The organism is Marinactinospora rubrisoli (assembly GCF_042664915.1).
In the GTDB taxonomy this organism is placed as follows: domain Bacteria; phylum Actinomycetota; class Actinomycetes; order Streptosporangiales; family Streptosporangiaceae; genus Marinitenerispora; species Marinitenerispora rubrisoli.
This window is the reverse complement of sequence record NZ_JBHTBH010000006.1, coordinates 337,779-352,888: the sequence shown is the minus strand read 5'-3', so window position 1 is coordinate 352,888 and position 15,110 is coordinate 337,779. Positions and strand designations below refer to the sequence as shown.

Annotated in this window: 12 protein-coding genes; 10 read left to right on the top strand and 2 right to left on the bottom strand. The window is 73.9% G+C overall.

Features of this window, described 5'->3' with window-relative positions; genetic code table 11:
- The first annotated feature begins 192 nt into the window (after positions 1-192).
- Both ACFQRF_RS14940 and ACFQRF_RS14935 read left to right on the top strand, forming a co-directional pair.
- On the top strand, positions 193-699 hold the full coding sequence (locus ACFQRF_RS14940; RefSeq protein WP_379871683.1) for a hypothetical protein: 507 nt from the start codon (positions 193-195) through the stop codon (positions 697-699).
- 33 nt (positions 700-732) lie between these two features.
- Positions 733-1,575: a TrmH family RNA methyltransferase gene (locus ACFQRF_RS14935; protein WP_379871682.1), complete on the top strand. Its 843-nt coding sequence runs from the start codon at positions 733-735 to the stop codon at positions 1,573-1,575.
- On the opposite strand, the gene ACFQRF_RS14930 is transcribed toward ACFQRF_RS14935, so the two are convergent.
- The gene (locus ACFQRF_RS14930) at positions 1,551-2,432 is read right to left on the bottom strand and encodes a diacylglycerol/lipid kinase family protein (RefSeq protein WP_379871763.1); all 882 of its coding nucleotides are present in this window, start codon (positions 2,430-2,432) and stop codon (positions 1,551-1,553) included. The genes ACFQRF_RS14935 and ACFQRF_RS14930 overlap by 25 nt on opposite strands.
- Before the next feature lie 168 nt (positions 2,433-2,600).
- Here ACFQRF_RS14930 and ACFQRF_RS14925 point away from each other — a divergent pair, with 168 nt between their 5' ends.
- From ACFQRF_RS14925 to ACFQRF_RS14915, 3 genes are all read left to right on the top strand, one after another.
- Positions 2,601-3,515: a 2-hydroxyacid dehydrogenase gene (locus tag ACFQRF_RS14925; protein ID WP_379871681.1), complete on the top strand. Its 915-nt coding sequence runs from the start codon at positions 2,601-2,603 to the stop codon at positions 3,513-3,515.
- A 77-nt stretch (positions 3,516-3,592) separates the two neighbouring features.
- The gene (locus ACFQRF_RS14920; RefSeq protein ID WP_379871680.1) at positions 3,593-5,299 is read left to right on the top strand and encodes a bifunctional 3'-5' exonuclease/DNA polymerase; all 1,707 of its coding nucleotides are present in this window, start codon (positions 3,593-3,595) and stop codon (positions 5,297-5,299) included.
- Between the two features lie 141 nt (positions 5,300-5,440).
- Positions 5,441-6,616 carry a C40 family peptidase gene (locus tag ACFQRF_RS14915; protein WP_379871679.1) on the top strand — a complete coding sequence of 392 codons (1,176 nt, stop codon included), beginning with the start codon at positions 5,441-5,443 and terminating at the stop codon, positions 6,614-6,616.
- Positions 6,617-7,063: 447 nt separating this feature from the next.
- Here the strand turns inward: ACFQRF_RS14915 and ACFQRF_RS14910 are convergent, their stop codons facing one another.
- Positions 7,064-8,842 (bottom strand): gamma-glutamyltransferase family protein, encoded by a 1,779-nt coding sequence (locus tag ACFQRF_RS14910; protein ID WP_379871678.1) that lies wholly within the window; start codon positions 8,840-8,842, stop codon positions 7,064-7,066.
- A gap of 195 nt (positions 8,843-9,037) precedes the next feature.
- Here ACFQRF_RS14910 and ACFQRF_RS14905 point away from each other — a divergent pair, with 195 nt between their 5' ends.
- From ACFQRF_RS14905 to ACFQRF_RS14885, 5 genes are all read left to right on the top strand, one after another.
- Positions 9,038-10,720 carry an ABC transporter substrate-binding protein gene (locus ACFQRF_RS14905; protein ID WP_379871677.1) on the top strand — a complete coding sequence of 561 codons (1,683 nt, stop codon included), beginning with the start codon at positions 9,038-9,040 and terminating at the stop codon, positions 10,718-10,720.
- A 4-nt stretch (positions 10,721-10,724) separates the two neighbouring features.
- On the top strand, positions 10,725-11,708 hold the full coding sequence (locus tag ACFQRF_RS14900; protein WP_379871676.1) for an ABC transporter permease: 984 nt from the start codon (positions 10,725-10,727) through the stop codon (positions 11,706-11,708).
- Positions 11,705-12,592: an ABC transporter permease gene (locus ACFQRF_RS14895; protein ID WP_379871675.1), complete on the top strand. Its 888-nt coding sequence runs from the start codon at positions 11,705-11,707 to the stop codon at positions 12,590-12,592. Before ACFQRF_RS14900 ends, ACFQRF_RS14895 begins: the two co-directional genes overlap by 4 nt.
- Positions 12,589-14,295: an ABC transporter ATP-binding protein gene (locus ACFQRF_RS14890; protein WP_379871674.1), complete on the top strand. Its 1,707-nt coding sequence runs from the start codon at positions 12,589-12,591 to the stop codon at positions 14,293-14,295. Before ACFQRF_RS14895 ends, ACFQRF_RS14890 begins: the two co-directional genes overlap by 4 nt.
- Positions 14,296-14,367: 72 nt before the next feature.
- Positions 14,368-15,060, top strand: coding sequence for a TrmO family methyltransferase domain-containing protein (locus ACFQRF_RS14885; RefSeq protein WP_379871673.1), 693 nt, complete (start codon positions 14,368-14,370; stop codon positions 15,058-15,060).
- The last annotated feature ends 50 nt before the right edge of the window (positions 15,061-15,110 follow it).

Sequence of the window (15,110 nt, the reverse complement as noted above, 5' to 3'; positions counted from 1 at the left end):
GCGTCCGGTAACGGTTGGACGAACGCCCGGATACGAACCGTGATCGAACATTTTCGGAAAGATGATCCCTTCGCCGGATCGGGGCTAGGATGCAAACCGGCTCGCGCGCACGGGGGGGACCGCGCGAGGTCCGCACCGTGATCACCGTCCGGTGCGGCGCCGTGTCAAGGTCAACTTCTTAGAGTGGCGGCCATGCTCAAGCTGAACCCCCGTCGTCAATCCCCCGGCACGATCGGCACCGTGGTGCTCGGGACGCTCTGCTGCGGTGGAGCGGTGGGCTACCTCCTGGTGGTGGGCACCTCCCTGGTGTCGATGTCGGTGGCCTCCGCCGGTGTGCACGACGTGCGGAGCATGAGCGCGATGAGCGGGCTTCCGTCGGGCCCCATCGGGTCGCTGCGCGTCGTCGTGGACGACGGCGACCAGGTGTACGAGCAGAGCCTCACCTGCACCGGCGACGCCGAGGCCGACCCCATGGCGTGCGCCGACCTCGCCCGGCACGCGGAGCGGGACGACGCCGCGAACCCCTTCGAAGAGGTCGCGCCCGGAGCCATCTGCACCGAGATGACGTACGGGGTGCAGCGCGCCACCGTCACCGGGACCTGGAACGGCGCGCCGGTCGACACCGAGCTCAACCGGCAGGGCTCCTGCCAAGAGGCCCGCTGGCAGCGGCTCAAGTCCCTCACCGACCCGCTGGAGTAACCCGCGACGGCCACGGCGCCATACTGGACCTCCGTGAACGTCATCGAGATCGCCGACGCCGCCGACGGCCGGCTCGCCGACTACCTCCGGCTGCGCGACGTCAACCTGCGCCGGAGCCTGGAGGCCGAGCACGGCCTCTTCCTCGCCGAGGGGGAGAAGGTCGTCCGCCGCGCCCTGCACGCGGGCTACCGGCCGCGCTCCCTGCTGCTCACCGAGCGGCGGCGCGGCGTGCTGCCCGGCATCGCCGCCGACCTCCCGGCGGACCTCGCCGCCGGCCCCGAGGCCGTTCCGGTCTATGTGGTGCCCGAGTCCGTGGCCGAAGGCGTGGTCGGCTTCCACCTGCACCGAGGGGTGCTGGGCTCCTTCCACCGGATGCCGCTGCCCGGCCTCGGCACCGTCCTGGCCGGCGCGCGCACGGCCGTGGTGCTGGAGGACATCGTCGACCACACCAACGTCGGCGCGATCTTCCGCAGCGCCGCGGGTCTGGGCGTCGACGCCGTCGTCCTCGCTCCCCGCTGCGCCGACCCGCTGTACCGCCGCGCGGTCCGGGTGTCGATGGGCGCGGTGTTCACCCTGCCCTACACCCGGCTGACCGACTGGTACGGCGGCCTGTCCGAGCTGCGCGAGCGCGGGTTCCGGCTGCTCGCGCTCACCCCGGCGCCGGGCTCGGTCCTGCTGCCCGACGCGCTGGCCGGCGCCGCTCCGGACGACCGCCACGCGCTGCTGCTGGGCACCGAGGGCGAGGGACTGTCCTCCCGGTGGCTGGATCAGGCCGACGTGCGGGTCCGCATCCCCATGGCCGAGCGCGACGTGGACTCGCTCAACGTCACCGCGGCCGCCGCCGTGGCCTGCTACGAACTCGTCCGGTCACACTGAGCCGGCAGCACGAAGTTCCACGCCCCGGGCAGCACCCGCCAGGTGCGGGCGGCGACGCCCTCCTCGATCTCCCCGTCGGAGGTCGCCGCGCACGGTTCGCCGCTCACCCGCACCACGGACGCGGCGCGGCGGTGCACGTCCAGTTCCATCGGGTGCGTCCCGCGGTGCAACCGGACCGCGTGCACCAGGCGCGCGGCCGGGCCCCGGGAGCGCGACACGACCAGGCGGATGCGGCCGTCGTCCGGGCGGGCGTCGGGGTCCAGGATCGCGTTGCCGCCGCCGATCCGCGGCCCGTTCGCCAGGCCGACCATCAGCACCCGGTGGTCCGTCCCGATGACGACCTCGCCGTCGGCCTCGACCCGCAGCCGGTACCCGCGCGCGGCCCAGCCGGCGATGAGGCCGCCCACCGGGAAGCTCGCCGGGCCGAGCCAGCGCTTCAGCCACGACGCCGCCCTCGTGGAGTCGGCCCCGGTGCCCAGGTGCACCGCGTTCACGGTGACCACGCCGGTGTCGTCGACGATGAGATCGAGGGCGCGCGTGGTACCGGCGCGCAGTGCGCGGGCGGCCTGCACCGGCCGCAGCGGGATGCCGACGCCGCGCGCGAAGTCGTTGCCGGTGCCCATCGGGATCAGGCCCACGGTGCGGCTCGCCAGCTCGCCACGCCGGTACAGGGCGCCGGCGAGCGTGTGCAGCGTGCCGTCTCCGCCGGCGGCCACGAGCGTGTCGTGGCCGCGGTCCAGCGCGGCGTCGAGATCGGCGGGGCCGGCGCACTCCGCCACCTCGGCGTCCGGCCCCAGCTCGGCCACGACCTCCGCCAGCCGGTCGCCGGCCACGCCCCCGGCCCGAGAAGTGGCGATGACGAGGATGGCGCACCTCCGTGAGCGAGTCCGGCCGGACGGTCCGGCCCGACGGTTCCTGCCCCGAAACGCCCGGTTCTCACCCGCTCGGGCCGCGGGCGGAGCGCCCGCGACCGCGGCTGGTAGTTTCGTGCCGGCAGACCGGCGGCGACGTGAACGGGGGACGCTGTGGACGGACGGGTGCTCGTGCCCTGGCAGGAGAACCGGGCGAACGCCCCGGCCGCTCTCCGGGTGGACGTCTACGACGGTGACTCGCCGCCGCCCGCCGACCTGTCCGACGTCGGCTTCTACGTCCTTCCCTACGGGCGCCGGCAGGCCACCGACCTGCTGTCCCGGATGCCGCGGCTGCGCGCCGTCCAGCTGCTCACCGCCGGATACGAGCACGTCCTGGACGTCCTCCCACCGGGGGTCGCGCTGTACAACGGGCGTGGACTGCACGATGCCAGCACCGCCGAGCACGCGGTCGCGCTCATCCTGGCCGCCCAGCGCGACCTGCCCCGGTGGGCCGACGACCAGCGCCGCGGGTTGTGGCGCCCGCACTACACCCGTTCCCTGGCCGACTGCCGGGTGCTCATCGTCGGCTACGGCAGCATCGGCGCGGCCATCGAGGACCGGCTGCTTCCCTTCGAGACCGAGGTCGTCCGGGTGGCCCGCCGGCCGCGCCCCGATGAGGGCGTGCACGGCATCGCCGACCTGCACGCCCTGCTGCCGGAGGCCGACATCGTGGTCGTCGTCGCGCCGCACACGCCCGAGACCACCGGCCTGATCGGCACCACCGAGCTCGCCTTGCTCCGCGACGACGCCCTCGTGGTGAACGTGGGCCGCGGCCCCGTGCTGGACACCGGCGCGCTGCTCGCCGAGAAGGGGCGGGTCCGCGCGGCGCTGGACGTCACCGACCCCGAGCCGCTGCCGGCCGACCACCCGCTGTGGACGGCCCCCGGGGTCTTCGTCACCCCGCACGTGGCCGGCGGATCGGCCACGTTCTACCCGCGCGCGCGGCGGTTCGTCGACGAGCAACTGCGGCGCTGGGCGGCCGGTGAGGCGCTCGCCAACCCGGTGCCGCTGGAGCCGGCCGGCGGCTGACGCGGCGCCGCCGGGCCCCCAGGAGAGCTTCCGCGCTGATCAGGCGTTTTGTCACCCCGCGGGGGCACACTGGTGATATGCGCATCGCTGTGGTCTCCGACGGAGAGGGCGGGGGGCGGCTTCGTGAACTGGGGGCCGACGGGGTGTCCCAGGGCAGCCTCTGGCGGGTCAGCGACCTCGCGGGTGCTGTGGCCGACTACGAGAAGCACACCTCCGAGCCGCCCAGGTGGATCTGGGCCGCCACCGACGAGGTGTACCCGCCGCTGATCGAGCACGCCCTGCGCATCAGCCGCTGCCACGACGTCACCCTGGTCGAGGCGCTGCTGCTCGGCTACCACGGCCGGTTCGGCGAGGCACGGTCGCTCGGCGCGGCCTGGGCGCGGCTGCACGGCCGTGAGGTCCCGGCCGACCTGGCGCCCCGCCAGGGCTCGACCGGGATCGACGTCCAGGAGGCGCTGTTCGAGCCCGACCGCAGCTCGCTGCCCCCCGGCGTCGACCGGCTCACCGCGCTCGTCGAGGTGCACGCCGACCAGCAGCGCCGCATCGCCGAACTCCCGCACCCCGACCGGTTCGCGCTGCTCGCCGCGGTGGAGTCGGCCGGCGCGCTCGCCGCCGTGGAGATGGCCCACGACGGAATCCCGTGGCGGATCGACGTGCACGACCGGCTGCTCAGCGAGCAGCTGGGCCCCCGGCCGCCCACCGGGATGCGGCCGCCCGTGCTCGCCGACCTCGCCGAGCGGATCTCCGCGGAGTTCGGCCGCCCGGTCAACCCCGACTCCCCGCCGCAGCTGATGAAGGCGTTCGCGGCCATCGGGCACCCCGTGCCGTCGACCCGCTCGCACGACCTGCGCCGGGTCGACCACCCGGTCGTGCCGCTGCTGCTCCGCTACAAGGAACTCGCCCGCCTGCACTCGGCGCACGGCTGGGCGTGGCTGGACACCTGGGTCCGGCACGGCCGGTTCCGGCCCGACTACGTCGTGGGCGGGGTCGTCTCGGGCCGGTGGGCGACGCGCGGCGGTGGGGCGCTGCAGATCCCCAAGGTGGTGCGGCGCGCCGTCCGCGCCGACCCCGACTGGACGCTGATCACCGCCGACGCCGGACAGCTGGAGCCGCGCATCCTCGCCGCGGTCTCGGGCGACGGAGCGCTCGCCGCGGCGGCCGGCAGCGAGGACCTGTACGAACGGCTGGCCCCGCTCTTCGACGGCGACCGCCAGCGCGCCAAGATCGGCCTCCTCGCCGCCATGTACGGCCAGACGTCGGGAGACGCCGCCCCGCTGCTGCGCACCATGCACCGCAACTTCCCGGCCGCGCTGGCGTACGTGGACGCCGCCGCCCGCGCCGGTGAGGAGGGCGAGCTGGTGCGTTCCTGGCTGGGACGCACCTGTCCGCCGCCCTCGCCGATGTGGCGGCGCATCGTCTACGGCGGCCCGGAGGGCGGCCTTGGCGCGGCGTCCGGCGGCACCGCGGACGGCGCACGGCTGGCGCGCGAGCGAGGCCGCTTCACCCGCAACTTCGTGATCCAGGCGACGGCCGCCGAATGGGCGCTGGTGTTCATGGCGGCGGTACGGCGCCGGATCCGGGAGCTCGACACCACCCACGGCGCGCCGCAGCTGGTGTTCTTCCAGCACGACGAACTGGTGCTGCACGTGCCCCGCCCGCTCGCCGACGCCTGCGTCGAGGTGCTCCGGGCCGCCGTGGAGGAGACCCGCCACCTGCTGTTCACCGGCACCGAGGTGCGTTTCCCGCTGGACATCGCGGTGGTGGACTGCTACGCCGACGCCTGAGGCCCGCCGGTGGCCCTCCTCCGGCTCCGCCCACGATGCCGGTCAAAAGCCCGCTGTTAACGTCGGGTTCGCTTGAAAGACGGAGGTTTTGCCCCGATGCTGGTACCCATTGACCCGGGCCGGTGAAGGTGAGGTACGGCGGTGCGGCAACGTCTGGCGGCGTGCGGTACGTCGATGGTCGTCGCGGTGGCGTTCGGAGCGCTGGGCGCCGGCCCGGCGTGGGCGGACCCCACTCCGCGGGTGCAGGACCGGCCGCCGCTCGCCGAGCAGCGTCCCTCCGACCGCCCGTCCGGCGAGTCGCCCCGGGACGCCCCCGCTCCCGAGGTCGCCGACCCCGGTGAGCTGTCCGGCGACGTGGACGTCGCCCCGTTCGGCCGGGCGCGGTCGCGCGAGTACTTCGCGGTGGCGCCGGGCACGCTCTCGCGGGACACGCTGCGCCGCGTCGCCGAGCTCGACGGCGTGGCGGCCGTGGAGGTGGTCGACGCGGCCCGCGTCACCATCGACGGCGAGCCCACCTCGGTGCTCGGCGTGAACCCCTCGACGTTCCGTAACTACGCCCCCACGCCGTCCGCGCGCTCCGACGAGATCTGGCAGGGCGTCGCCGAGGGGCGCATCGCGCTGTCCAACGACGTCGGCACGCAGCGCGGTCTCGACGTGGGCGGCACGGTCACCGTGGCCGGTGGCCGCGGCGAGGTGCGGAAGGAGGTGTGGACGCACGCCACCTCCGGCGTGGCCGGCATCGACGGCGTCATCTCGCGATCGGCCGCCCGGGAGCTCGGCTTCCCGCGCGGCAACGGCGTGATCGTCTCCGCCCCGGACGCCGACCTGTGGGAGCTGCGCGACCGGCTGGAGGAGGTCCTGGGCGAGGACACGAGCCTCCAGCTGCTCGCCGATGAGCCGGCGCCGCGCCCGTCCGGTGCCGAGGGCGCCGCGGTCCCCGAGACCGTGGTCGAGGAGATGATCGCCGCCGCCGAGTCCAGGCTCGGCCTGCCGTACGTGTGGGGAGCGGAGGGCCCCGACTCCTTCGACTGCTCGGGCCTCGTCCAGTGGGCGTTCGCCCAGGCCGGGGTCGCGGTGCCCCGCGTGACGCACGACCAGTGGTGGGCGGGTGAGCACGTGGAGCTGGCCGACGCCCGGCGCGGCGACCTGGTCTTCTGGCGGTCCGACCCCACCGCCCCCGAGTACATCTCGCACGTGGCGATCTACCTCGGCGACGGCATGATGCTGGAGGCGCCGCGCTCCGGCGACGTCGTGAAGGTGACCGAGGTCCGCACGGACCGGCTGGCCGGGGTCGTGCGGGTCAGCGTGGCCGACTGAGAACGGCCGCGCCCGCCGTCCGGCCGGTGCCACGACAGCAGGCGAGGGGGCCACGCCGCGCCGGCGTGGCCCCCTCGGTGTCTCCTGGCACGGGTCGGCCGGGAGGGGATGGCCGGCTCGGCAGGAGGGGGAGCGGGGCGCCTCACTGAGGGAGGGGGTGCCAGTGAAAACCGCCCCGCGTGGAGCTATTCGGTCATCGCGCGGCATCCTGACGAACGGAGCGGCGATTTCTTTCGCGCCAAGATAAGCAGCGCACGGTTCTTTTGGCAAGAGGAGTGTCGAGAACCCGCTACAACGGCGTATCTGGTGCGATACAGGACGAAACAGCGGTGAATTGCCGCATATCAACCGTGTTTCGCCCCGCGCCGCCGTTCTGGATTTTCAGCGTTCCGCGCGTTTCCCGCCCTTCCGCCGTCCCTCCGCGGTGCCCTCACCGTCCGGGGCGGCTCACCGCCCGACCGCGTACCCCTGCATCCCGCGCGGGTTCGCGGCGGCGCGCAGCACACCCGACTCCGGGTCGCGCGCGACCGCGGCGAGCCGGCCGAGCGACCACGCGTCCGAGACCACGACCCGGTGGCCGCGACGGCGCAGCTCCGCGACGACGTCCGCGCCGATCCGGTCCTCGATCACGACCTCGCCGGGGGCCGTCTCGCGGGGGTGGAAGGAACTGGGGAAGGCGTTGGTGTGGAACATCGGCGCGTCGATCGCCTCCTGCAGGTTCATCCCGCCGTGCATGAGCCGCAGGAAGTAGGTGAGCGACCACTGATCCTGCTGGTCGCCGCCCGGCGTCCCCAGGGCGATGACCGCCTCGCCGCCGCGCGTCACCAGCGTCGGGGTCAGGGTCGTGCGCGGCCGCTTGCCCGGCGCCACCACGCTCGGGCTCGCGGGGTCCAGCCAGAACATCTGTCCCCGCGTGCCCAGCGGGAAGCCCAGCGAGGGGATGACCGGGGAGCTCGCCAGCCAGCCGCCGCTCGGGGTGGCCGAGACGATGTTGCCCTGGGCGTCCACGATGTCGAGGTGACAGGTGTCGCCGCGCTGCTCGCCCGCGCGGTCCACCGTGGGCTCGCCGCTGGTCCCCGCGGACGGCCCGGTGCTGCCGGCCGTCCGCAGCTCGGGCAGGTGCGGCGTCCGGCCGTCCGGCGAACCGGGACGCAGTTCCAGGCTGGCCCGCTCTGCCACGAGGGCGGCGCGCTCCGCCGCGTAGCCGGCCGACAGCAGTGTGGCCAGCGGGACGTCGGCGAAGCGGGGGTCGCCGTACCACGCCTCGCGGTCGGCGAACGCGAGCTTGGCGGCCTCGGTGACGCGGTGCACGAACTCCGCGGACAGCACGTCGGTCTCCCCGGTGCCCAGCGCCTCGGCCAGCCGTAGCTGCTGGAGGAAGACCGGGCCCTGGCCCCACGGGCCGGTCTTGTGCACGGTGTGGCCGTTGTAGTCGACGCTCACCGGGTCCTCATAACCCGCGCGCCAGGAGGCGAGGTCGTCACCGGAGAGCAGGGCCCGGTGCGCCGCTCCGGTGCCGTCGGGGATCTCGGCGGCGAGGAAGTCGACGATGGCCTCGGCGACGAAGCCCTCCCGCCAGAGGCGGCGGGCGGCGTCGATCCGGCCCTCGCGGGTGCGCGCGGCGCGTTCCGACTCCTCCACGATGCGCTGGTAGGTGTCGGCCAGCGCGGGGTTGGCCTGCATGGAGCCGGCCGCCGGGACGGCGCCGTCGCGCAGGTAGAGGGCGGCCGAGGACGGCCACCAGCTCTGGAACACCTCGCGTACCGAGTCGATCTTCGCGGTGATCTGCGGGACGAGGGGGTAACCGCGCCGTGCGTAGTGGATGGCGAACGCCAGCACCTCGCGCAGCGGCAGCGTGCCGTGGTCGCGCAACAGCAGCAGCCAGGCGTCGAACGCGCCGGGGACGCAGGCCGGGAGCACCCCGCTGCCGGGGATGCGGTCCAGTCCGGCGAACGCTTCGGGCGTGGCGGCGGCCGGTGCCGGGCCCTGGCCGCACAGTACGGTCGGCGTGCCCCCGGCGGGCTGGAAGATGATCGGCACCTCACCGGCCGGGCCGTTCAGGTGCGGCTCGACCACCTGAAGCGTGAATCCGGTGGCGACGGCGGCGTCGAACGCGTTGCCGCCCCGCTCCAGGACGGCCATGCCGGCGGCGCTGGCCAGCCAGTGCGTGGACGCCACCATGCCGACATTGCCGCGCAGCTCCGGCCGGGTGGTGAAGTTGGGCATGGGGGGACAGCCTCCAGGTCTGCGGTACCAGAGTGACGGATGGGGTCTTTGTCGCCACGTTACCTTTTTATGACTTTTGTGAACACTGTATGCCATAGCCCAAATGCGCGGTAGCGTGCCGGAAGTCGTAACTGGTGAGCTCGGCCACCGGACCGGCGGTACGCCGGCCGGGCGGCCGTAGGGGGTGATACCGGCGTGAGGTCCGTGCCGCTGCCGTCGCGCAGGATACGAGGACGGCGACCGCAATCGAACCGGGGACGCCCCCGCCACGCGGCCCTGGCGCTCGCGCTGGCGGCCGCCGCCGCGAGCGGCTGCGCACCGCTCGTCGACCCGCAGCAGGCCGCCGACGAGGAGCGCAGCGTCGTGCCGGCGCCCGTCGAGGCGGGCGGGGAGCTCGTGATCGGCCTGGAGAGCGAACCCGACATGCTCGACCCAACGCTGGCCAGCACCCTGGTCGGCCGTCAGGTGTTCGCGAGCATGTGCGAGAAGCTGTACGACACCGACGCCGACCTCGACATCGTCCCGCAGCTCGCCGCCGGCCCGCCCGAGATCTCGGCCGACGGGCGCAGCGTCACCATCCCGCTGCGCGAGGGGGTGCGCTTCAACGACGGCACCGCCTTCGACGCCGCCGCCGTCAAGACCAGCCTGGACCGGCACCGCGAACTCCCGGGATCGGTGCGCTCCACCGAACTCGACGCGGTCGAGAGCGTGGCGGTGGTCGACGACCACACCGTGCGGCTGGAACTGTCCCGCCCCTACGCGCCGCTGGCCGCGGTGCTCGCCGACCGCGCCGGCATGATCATGTCACCGGCCCAGCTCGACGAGCTCGGCGAGGACTTCGGCCGGCACCCGGTGTGCGTCGGCCCGTTCCGGTTCGCCGAGCGGGTCGCCCAGGACCGCATCGTCCTGGAGAAGAGCGACGACTACTACGCCGCCGACGAGGTCATGCCGGACCGCCTCGTCTACCGGGCGATCCCCGACGACACCATCCGGCTCGCCAACCTGCGGTCCGGCCAGCTCGACGTCATGACCGAGGTCGGCCCGGACGACGTGGCCACCGTGTCCAACGAGAGCGGCCTGGAACTTCTCAACCAGCCCTCCGTGCAGTACATGGGCATCTCCGTCAACATCGGCAACGCCGACGGCGTCGGCGAGCCGGCGGGCCCGGTCGAGGGCGCCCTCGCCGAGGACGACCGGCTCCGCGAGGCGTTCGCCCTCTCCCTGGACCGGGAGACCATCAACGAGGTGGTCTTCAGCGGCCTCTACCAGCCCGCCTGCGGCCCGATCCCGCCCAGCAGCGCCTACGCGACCGAGCGCACCCAGGAGTGCCCGCCGTTCGACCCCGACCGGGCACGGGAGCTCGTCGAGCGGTCCGGCGCCGAAACCCCGGTGCCGGTGGAGCTGATGATCCCCAACGACCCCATCAACCTGCGGCTCGGCCAGGTGGTGCAGGCGATGGCGGGAGAGGCCGGTTTCGCCGTCCGGCTGCGGCCCACCGAGTTCGCCACCTCGATCGACGCCGCCCGGGCCGGTGACTTCGAGACCTACGTGTCCGGATGGTCCGGGCGCCCCGACCCCGATGGCAACATCGCGCAGTTCTACCTCACCGGCGGCGCGCAGAACTACAGCGGGTTCTCCACGGAGGAGACCGACGACCTCATCCGCGCCGCGGCAGCCGAGACCGACCCGGAGCGCCGCACCGAGCGCTACGCCGACCTCGTGCCACGGCTGCGCGACTTCAACAGCGTCATCTACCTGTACCGCAACCGCGTCTACGTCGCGCACGGCGCCGGAGTCGCCGGCGTGACCGTGTACCCCGACGGCATCGTCCGCGTCCGCTCCGCCGGCCACGTGGCGAGCGAACAGGGAGGCGAGTGACCCGATGGGACGCTACCTGCTCGGCCGGCTCGCGCAGTCGGCGCTCACCCTGCTCCTGGTCTCCGCGGTCATCTTCGCCGGGGTGCGCGCCATCCCCGGCGACCCCGCGCTGCTGCTCGCCGGTGACGACCCCGATCCGCAGACCGTGGCCGCGATCCGCGAACGGCTCGGCCTCGACCGGCCGCTCGTGGTGCAGTACCTGCTGTGGCTGGGCCAGATGGCGCGGCTGGACTTCGGCGAGTCGATCCGTACCGGCCTGCCGGTCGCCGAGACGATCTGGACCCGCATCCCGGTCACCCTGGAACTGGCCGCGCTCAGCCTGCTCGTCGCCGCGCTGATCGGCATCGCCACTGGCGTGGTCGCGGCCGTGCGGCAGGGCCGGCCCGCCGACTGGCTGGCCAACGCCGCCGCCCTGCTCGGCATGTCGGTCCCCAACTTCTGGATGGGGCTGATGGGGGTGCTGCTGTTCGCCGTCGCGCTCGGGTGGCTGCCGGCGTCGGGGTTCGTGCCGTTCTCCGAGTCGCCGGCCGCCAACCTCGCCGGCATGGTGATGCCGGCGATCGTGCTCGGCACCGGGCTGGCCGCGGTCATCATGCGCCAGACCCGCTCATCGATGATCGAGGTGCTCGGCGCCGACTACATCCGCACCGCCCGGGCCAAAGGAATGCCGCCGCACCGCGTGGTTCTGGTGCACGCGCTGCGCAACAGTCTCATCACCGTGCTCACCATCCTCGGCCTGCAGCTCGGCGGGCTCATCTCCGGGGCGGTGGTCACCGAGCAGATCTTCGTGCTCCCGGGCTTCGGGCGGCTCATGGTGGAGGCGGTCTTCACCCGGGACTTCCCGGTCATCCAGGCCGCGGTCATGGTGGCCGCCGCCGGATACATCCTGGTCAATCTCGCGGTGGACCTCCTGTACTCGGTGGTCGATCCGCGCATCCGCGTGCGTGCCGTCCCGAGCGGCCGCGGGGTGAAGAGAGGTGTCCGATGAGCGTCGACGCCACGGGAGCGCCGGCCGTCACCGGCCCGGCGCCGGCCGCGCGGGGCCGCGCGATGCGCCGGCTGCTGCGCGACCCGGCCGGTGTCACCGGTCTGGTCCTGGTGGCGGGATTCACGGCCGCCGCGCTGCTGGCACCGCTGCTCGCGCCGCACGATCCGGCCGCGGTGGACTTCGACCGCGTCCTGGGCCGGCCGGCGCCGACGGCGCCGCTGGGCACCGACGAGCTCGGGCGCGACCAGCTCTCCCGCGTGCTGTACGGCCTGCGCTCCTCGCTGACGGTGGCGGCGCTGGCGGTGCTGCTCGCGGTCGTCGTCGCCGTCCCGCTGGGGCTGCTGGCCGGCTACTACCGGCGGTGGGTCGACCCCGTCGTCTCCCGGCTCACCGACGTGCTGCTGGCGTTCCCCTTCCTGGTGCTCGCGGTCGGGCTGGCGGCCATTCTCGGTCCCTCCCTCCTCAACGCGGCCATCGCGGTCGGGGTCGCGCAGATCCCCAACGTGATCCGGGTCATGCGCGCCGAGACGCTGCGGCTGTCCGCCGAGAACTTCGTGGAGGGCGCGATCGCCAGCGGCGCCGGTGACACTGCGGTGCTCGCCCGGCACGTGCTGCCCAACGCGGTCAACGCGCTGCTGATCCAGGTCACCGTGGGAATCCCGGCGGCCGTCATCGGCGAGGCCATGCTCTCCTTCCTCGGGCTAGGCGTGCAGCCGCCCACCCCGTCGCTGGGCGTCATGCTGTCCAGCGCGCAGCCGTTCTTCGCCCAGGCGCCGTGGCTCGTGGTGTTCCCGGGCCTGGTGATCGTGGCGGTGACGCTCGCGTTCAACCTGCTCGGCGACGCCCTGCGCGACGCCCTCGACCCGAAGGGAGTCCGGCGATGACCACCCGCGCGCACGAGGAGGCCGGCGGTCCCGCGTCGGCGGCCGGCGATCCGGTGCTGCGGTTCACCGACGTGTCGGTCCGCTTCGCCACCGGCGACGGTGAGGTGCGCGCCACCTCCGGTGTCACCTTCGACGTCCGGCCGGCCGAGGTGGTCGCCGTCGTGGGGGAGTCGGGGTCGGGCAAGAGCGTCAGCGCGCTCTCCTCGATCGGCCTGCTGCCGAGCAGCGGGCGGGTCGACGGCTCGGTCACCCTGGACGGCCGCGAACTGCTCGGCCTGGACGAGCGGCGAATGCGCTCGGTGCGCGGCAACGACGTCGCCGTCGTCTTCCAGGAGCCGATGACCGCGCTCAACCCGGTCTTCACCATCGGCTGGCAACTGATCGAGGTGCTGCGCCGGCACATGGGCCTGTCCCGGCCGGCCGCGCGCGAGCGCGCGCGGGAACTGCTGGAGCTCGTGGGCCTCCCCGACCCCGGCCGCGCGCTGCGCGCCTACCCGCACCAGCTCTCGGGCGGGCAGCGGCAGCGCGTCGTGATCGCCATGGCGGTGGCGTGCGACCCCAAGGTGCTCATCGCCGACGAGCCGACCACGGCGCTCGACGTCACCGTCCAGGCCGAGATCCTCGATCTGCTCCGCGACCTGCGGGACCGGCTGCGCACCGCCATCGTGCTCATCACGCACGACATGGGCGTGGTGGCCGACCTCGCCGACCGCGTCGTGGTGATGTACCAGGGCGAGATCGTGGAACAGGGCGACGTCCGGCAGGTCCTCACCGCGCCGCGGCACCCCTACACCGCCCGGCTGCTCGCCGCCGTCCCGCATCTCGGCCGCGCCGCCGCACGCGACCGTGCCCGCCCGGAGCCGGGCGCCGCCCCCGCGCGCGGCCGGGACGGCACCGGCGCCGCCCCGGCGCCCGCCCTGGAGGTGCGCGACCTGGTCGTCGAGTACGGGCCGGTCCGCGCGGTCCGTGGGGTGTCGCTGCGGATCGACCCCGGCGAGGTGCTCGGCCTGGTGGGGGAGTCCGGCTCCGGCAAGACCACGGTGGGCCGGTGCGCCGCCGCGTTGCAGCGGCCGACGTCGGGCAGCGTGCACATCGCCGGCCGGGACGTCACCGGCCTGCCGGCCCGCAGGTTGCGCCCGCTGCGGCGCGACTTCAGCATCGTCTTTCAGGACCCGGCGTCCTCTCTGGACCCGCGCATGACCATCGGCGATTCCGTGGCCGAGCCGCTGCGCGTGCACCGCGTCCACCGCGGTGCCGCGCTGGCGGACCGAGTCGCCGAGCTGCTGGACGGCGTGGCGCTGGGGGCGGCGATGCGCGACCGCTACCCGCACGAGCTGTCCGGTGGCCAGCGCCAGCGGGTGAGCATCGCCCGCGCCCTCGCGCTGGAGCCCCGGCTCCTCATCGCCGACGAGCCCACGAGCGCGCTGGACGTCTCCGTGCAGGCCGAGATCCTGGATCTCTTCCTCGATCTGCAGCGGCGGCTGGGGTTCGGCTGTCTGTTCATCAGCCACGACCTGGCGGTGGTGGAGCTGCTGGCCGACCGGGTGGCGGTGATGCGCGACGGCGAGATCGTGGAGTCGGGGCCGACGGCGCAGGTGCTGGGCGAGCCGCGGCACGCCTACACGAAGGCGCTGCTGGCCGCGGCGCCGGTGCCCGACCCGGACCGTCAGCGGGAGCGGCGGACGGCACGGGCGGGCGGATAGCCGGGCCACCCCGCGGCGCCGGTTCCCCGGCCTTCGGGGCTCGGGGCTCGGAGCTCCGGCGCCGCGACCGCCGTGGTGCACAACACGGCGCACGGTCGTGTTGCTGACGCCGTACGTGCGGCACATCTGCGCTTCGCTGGGAAGCGCGCCTCGGCCGCAAGTTCCCCGCTCGTGATCTTTTCGCGCAGGTCGGCGACGATTCGCGCGTACTGGGGCGGAACGCGCTGCATCATCCGCCTCCACCCGGAGTGCCCAGTCGAGACACTGCAGGGGCTGGCAGAGTTCTCCTACCTCCAAATCGTCTGCCACTTTCGTGCCGCCACCAGCGAGGGCGTGCACCTGGGGGCTCGCCATCCACGTAACAACCCCGTCCGGCCCTCCACCGGAACATTCGTCCACCGCGACCACCGCCGCCGACCCGCCCAGCTCGCCGTGTCCCACCCGCGGCTTCTCCGCGTCGATGGACACGACCTGCACGTCGAAGACCTCGACGCCATCGACGGAACCCCTGTCATCGACATCGCACCGTGGTCCTCCGAATTCGGCCCTCGGGGCGAGATCCGGGAACCGGCCTGGCCGGGCCAGATGCTCACGGACTATTGGGCACAAGCTCCCGAACCCGAATGGTCGGGACGGACATCGACGGGGTCAACGGCGGGAGCGAGCGGCGCCTGCTCCCCTCGCGCGGATAACGGCGGGCCTCGCGCGGCTGAGCGACGTGCGTGTCAGCACGCCGCCGCGGCACCCCGTCCGCCGGGGATGTGAGCACCATCCCCGGGCGGTGCGGCGTGGACGGGGCTCCGCCGTCCCCTGCG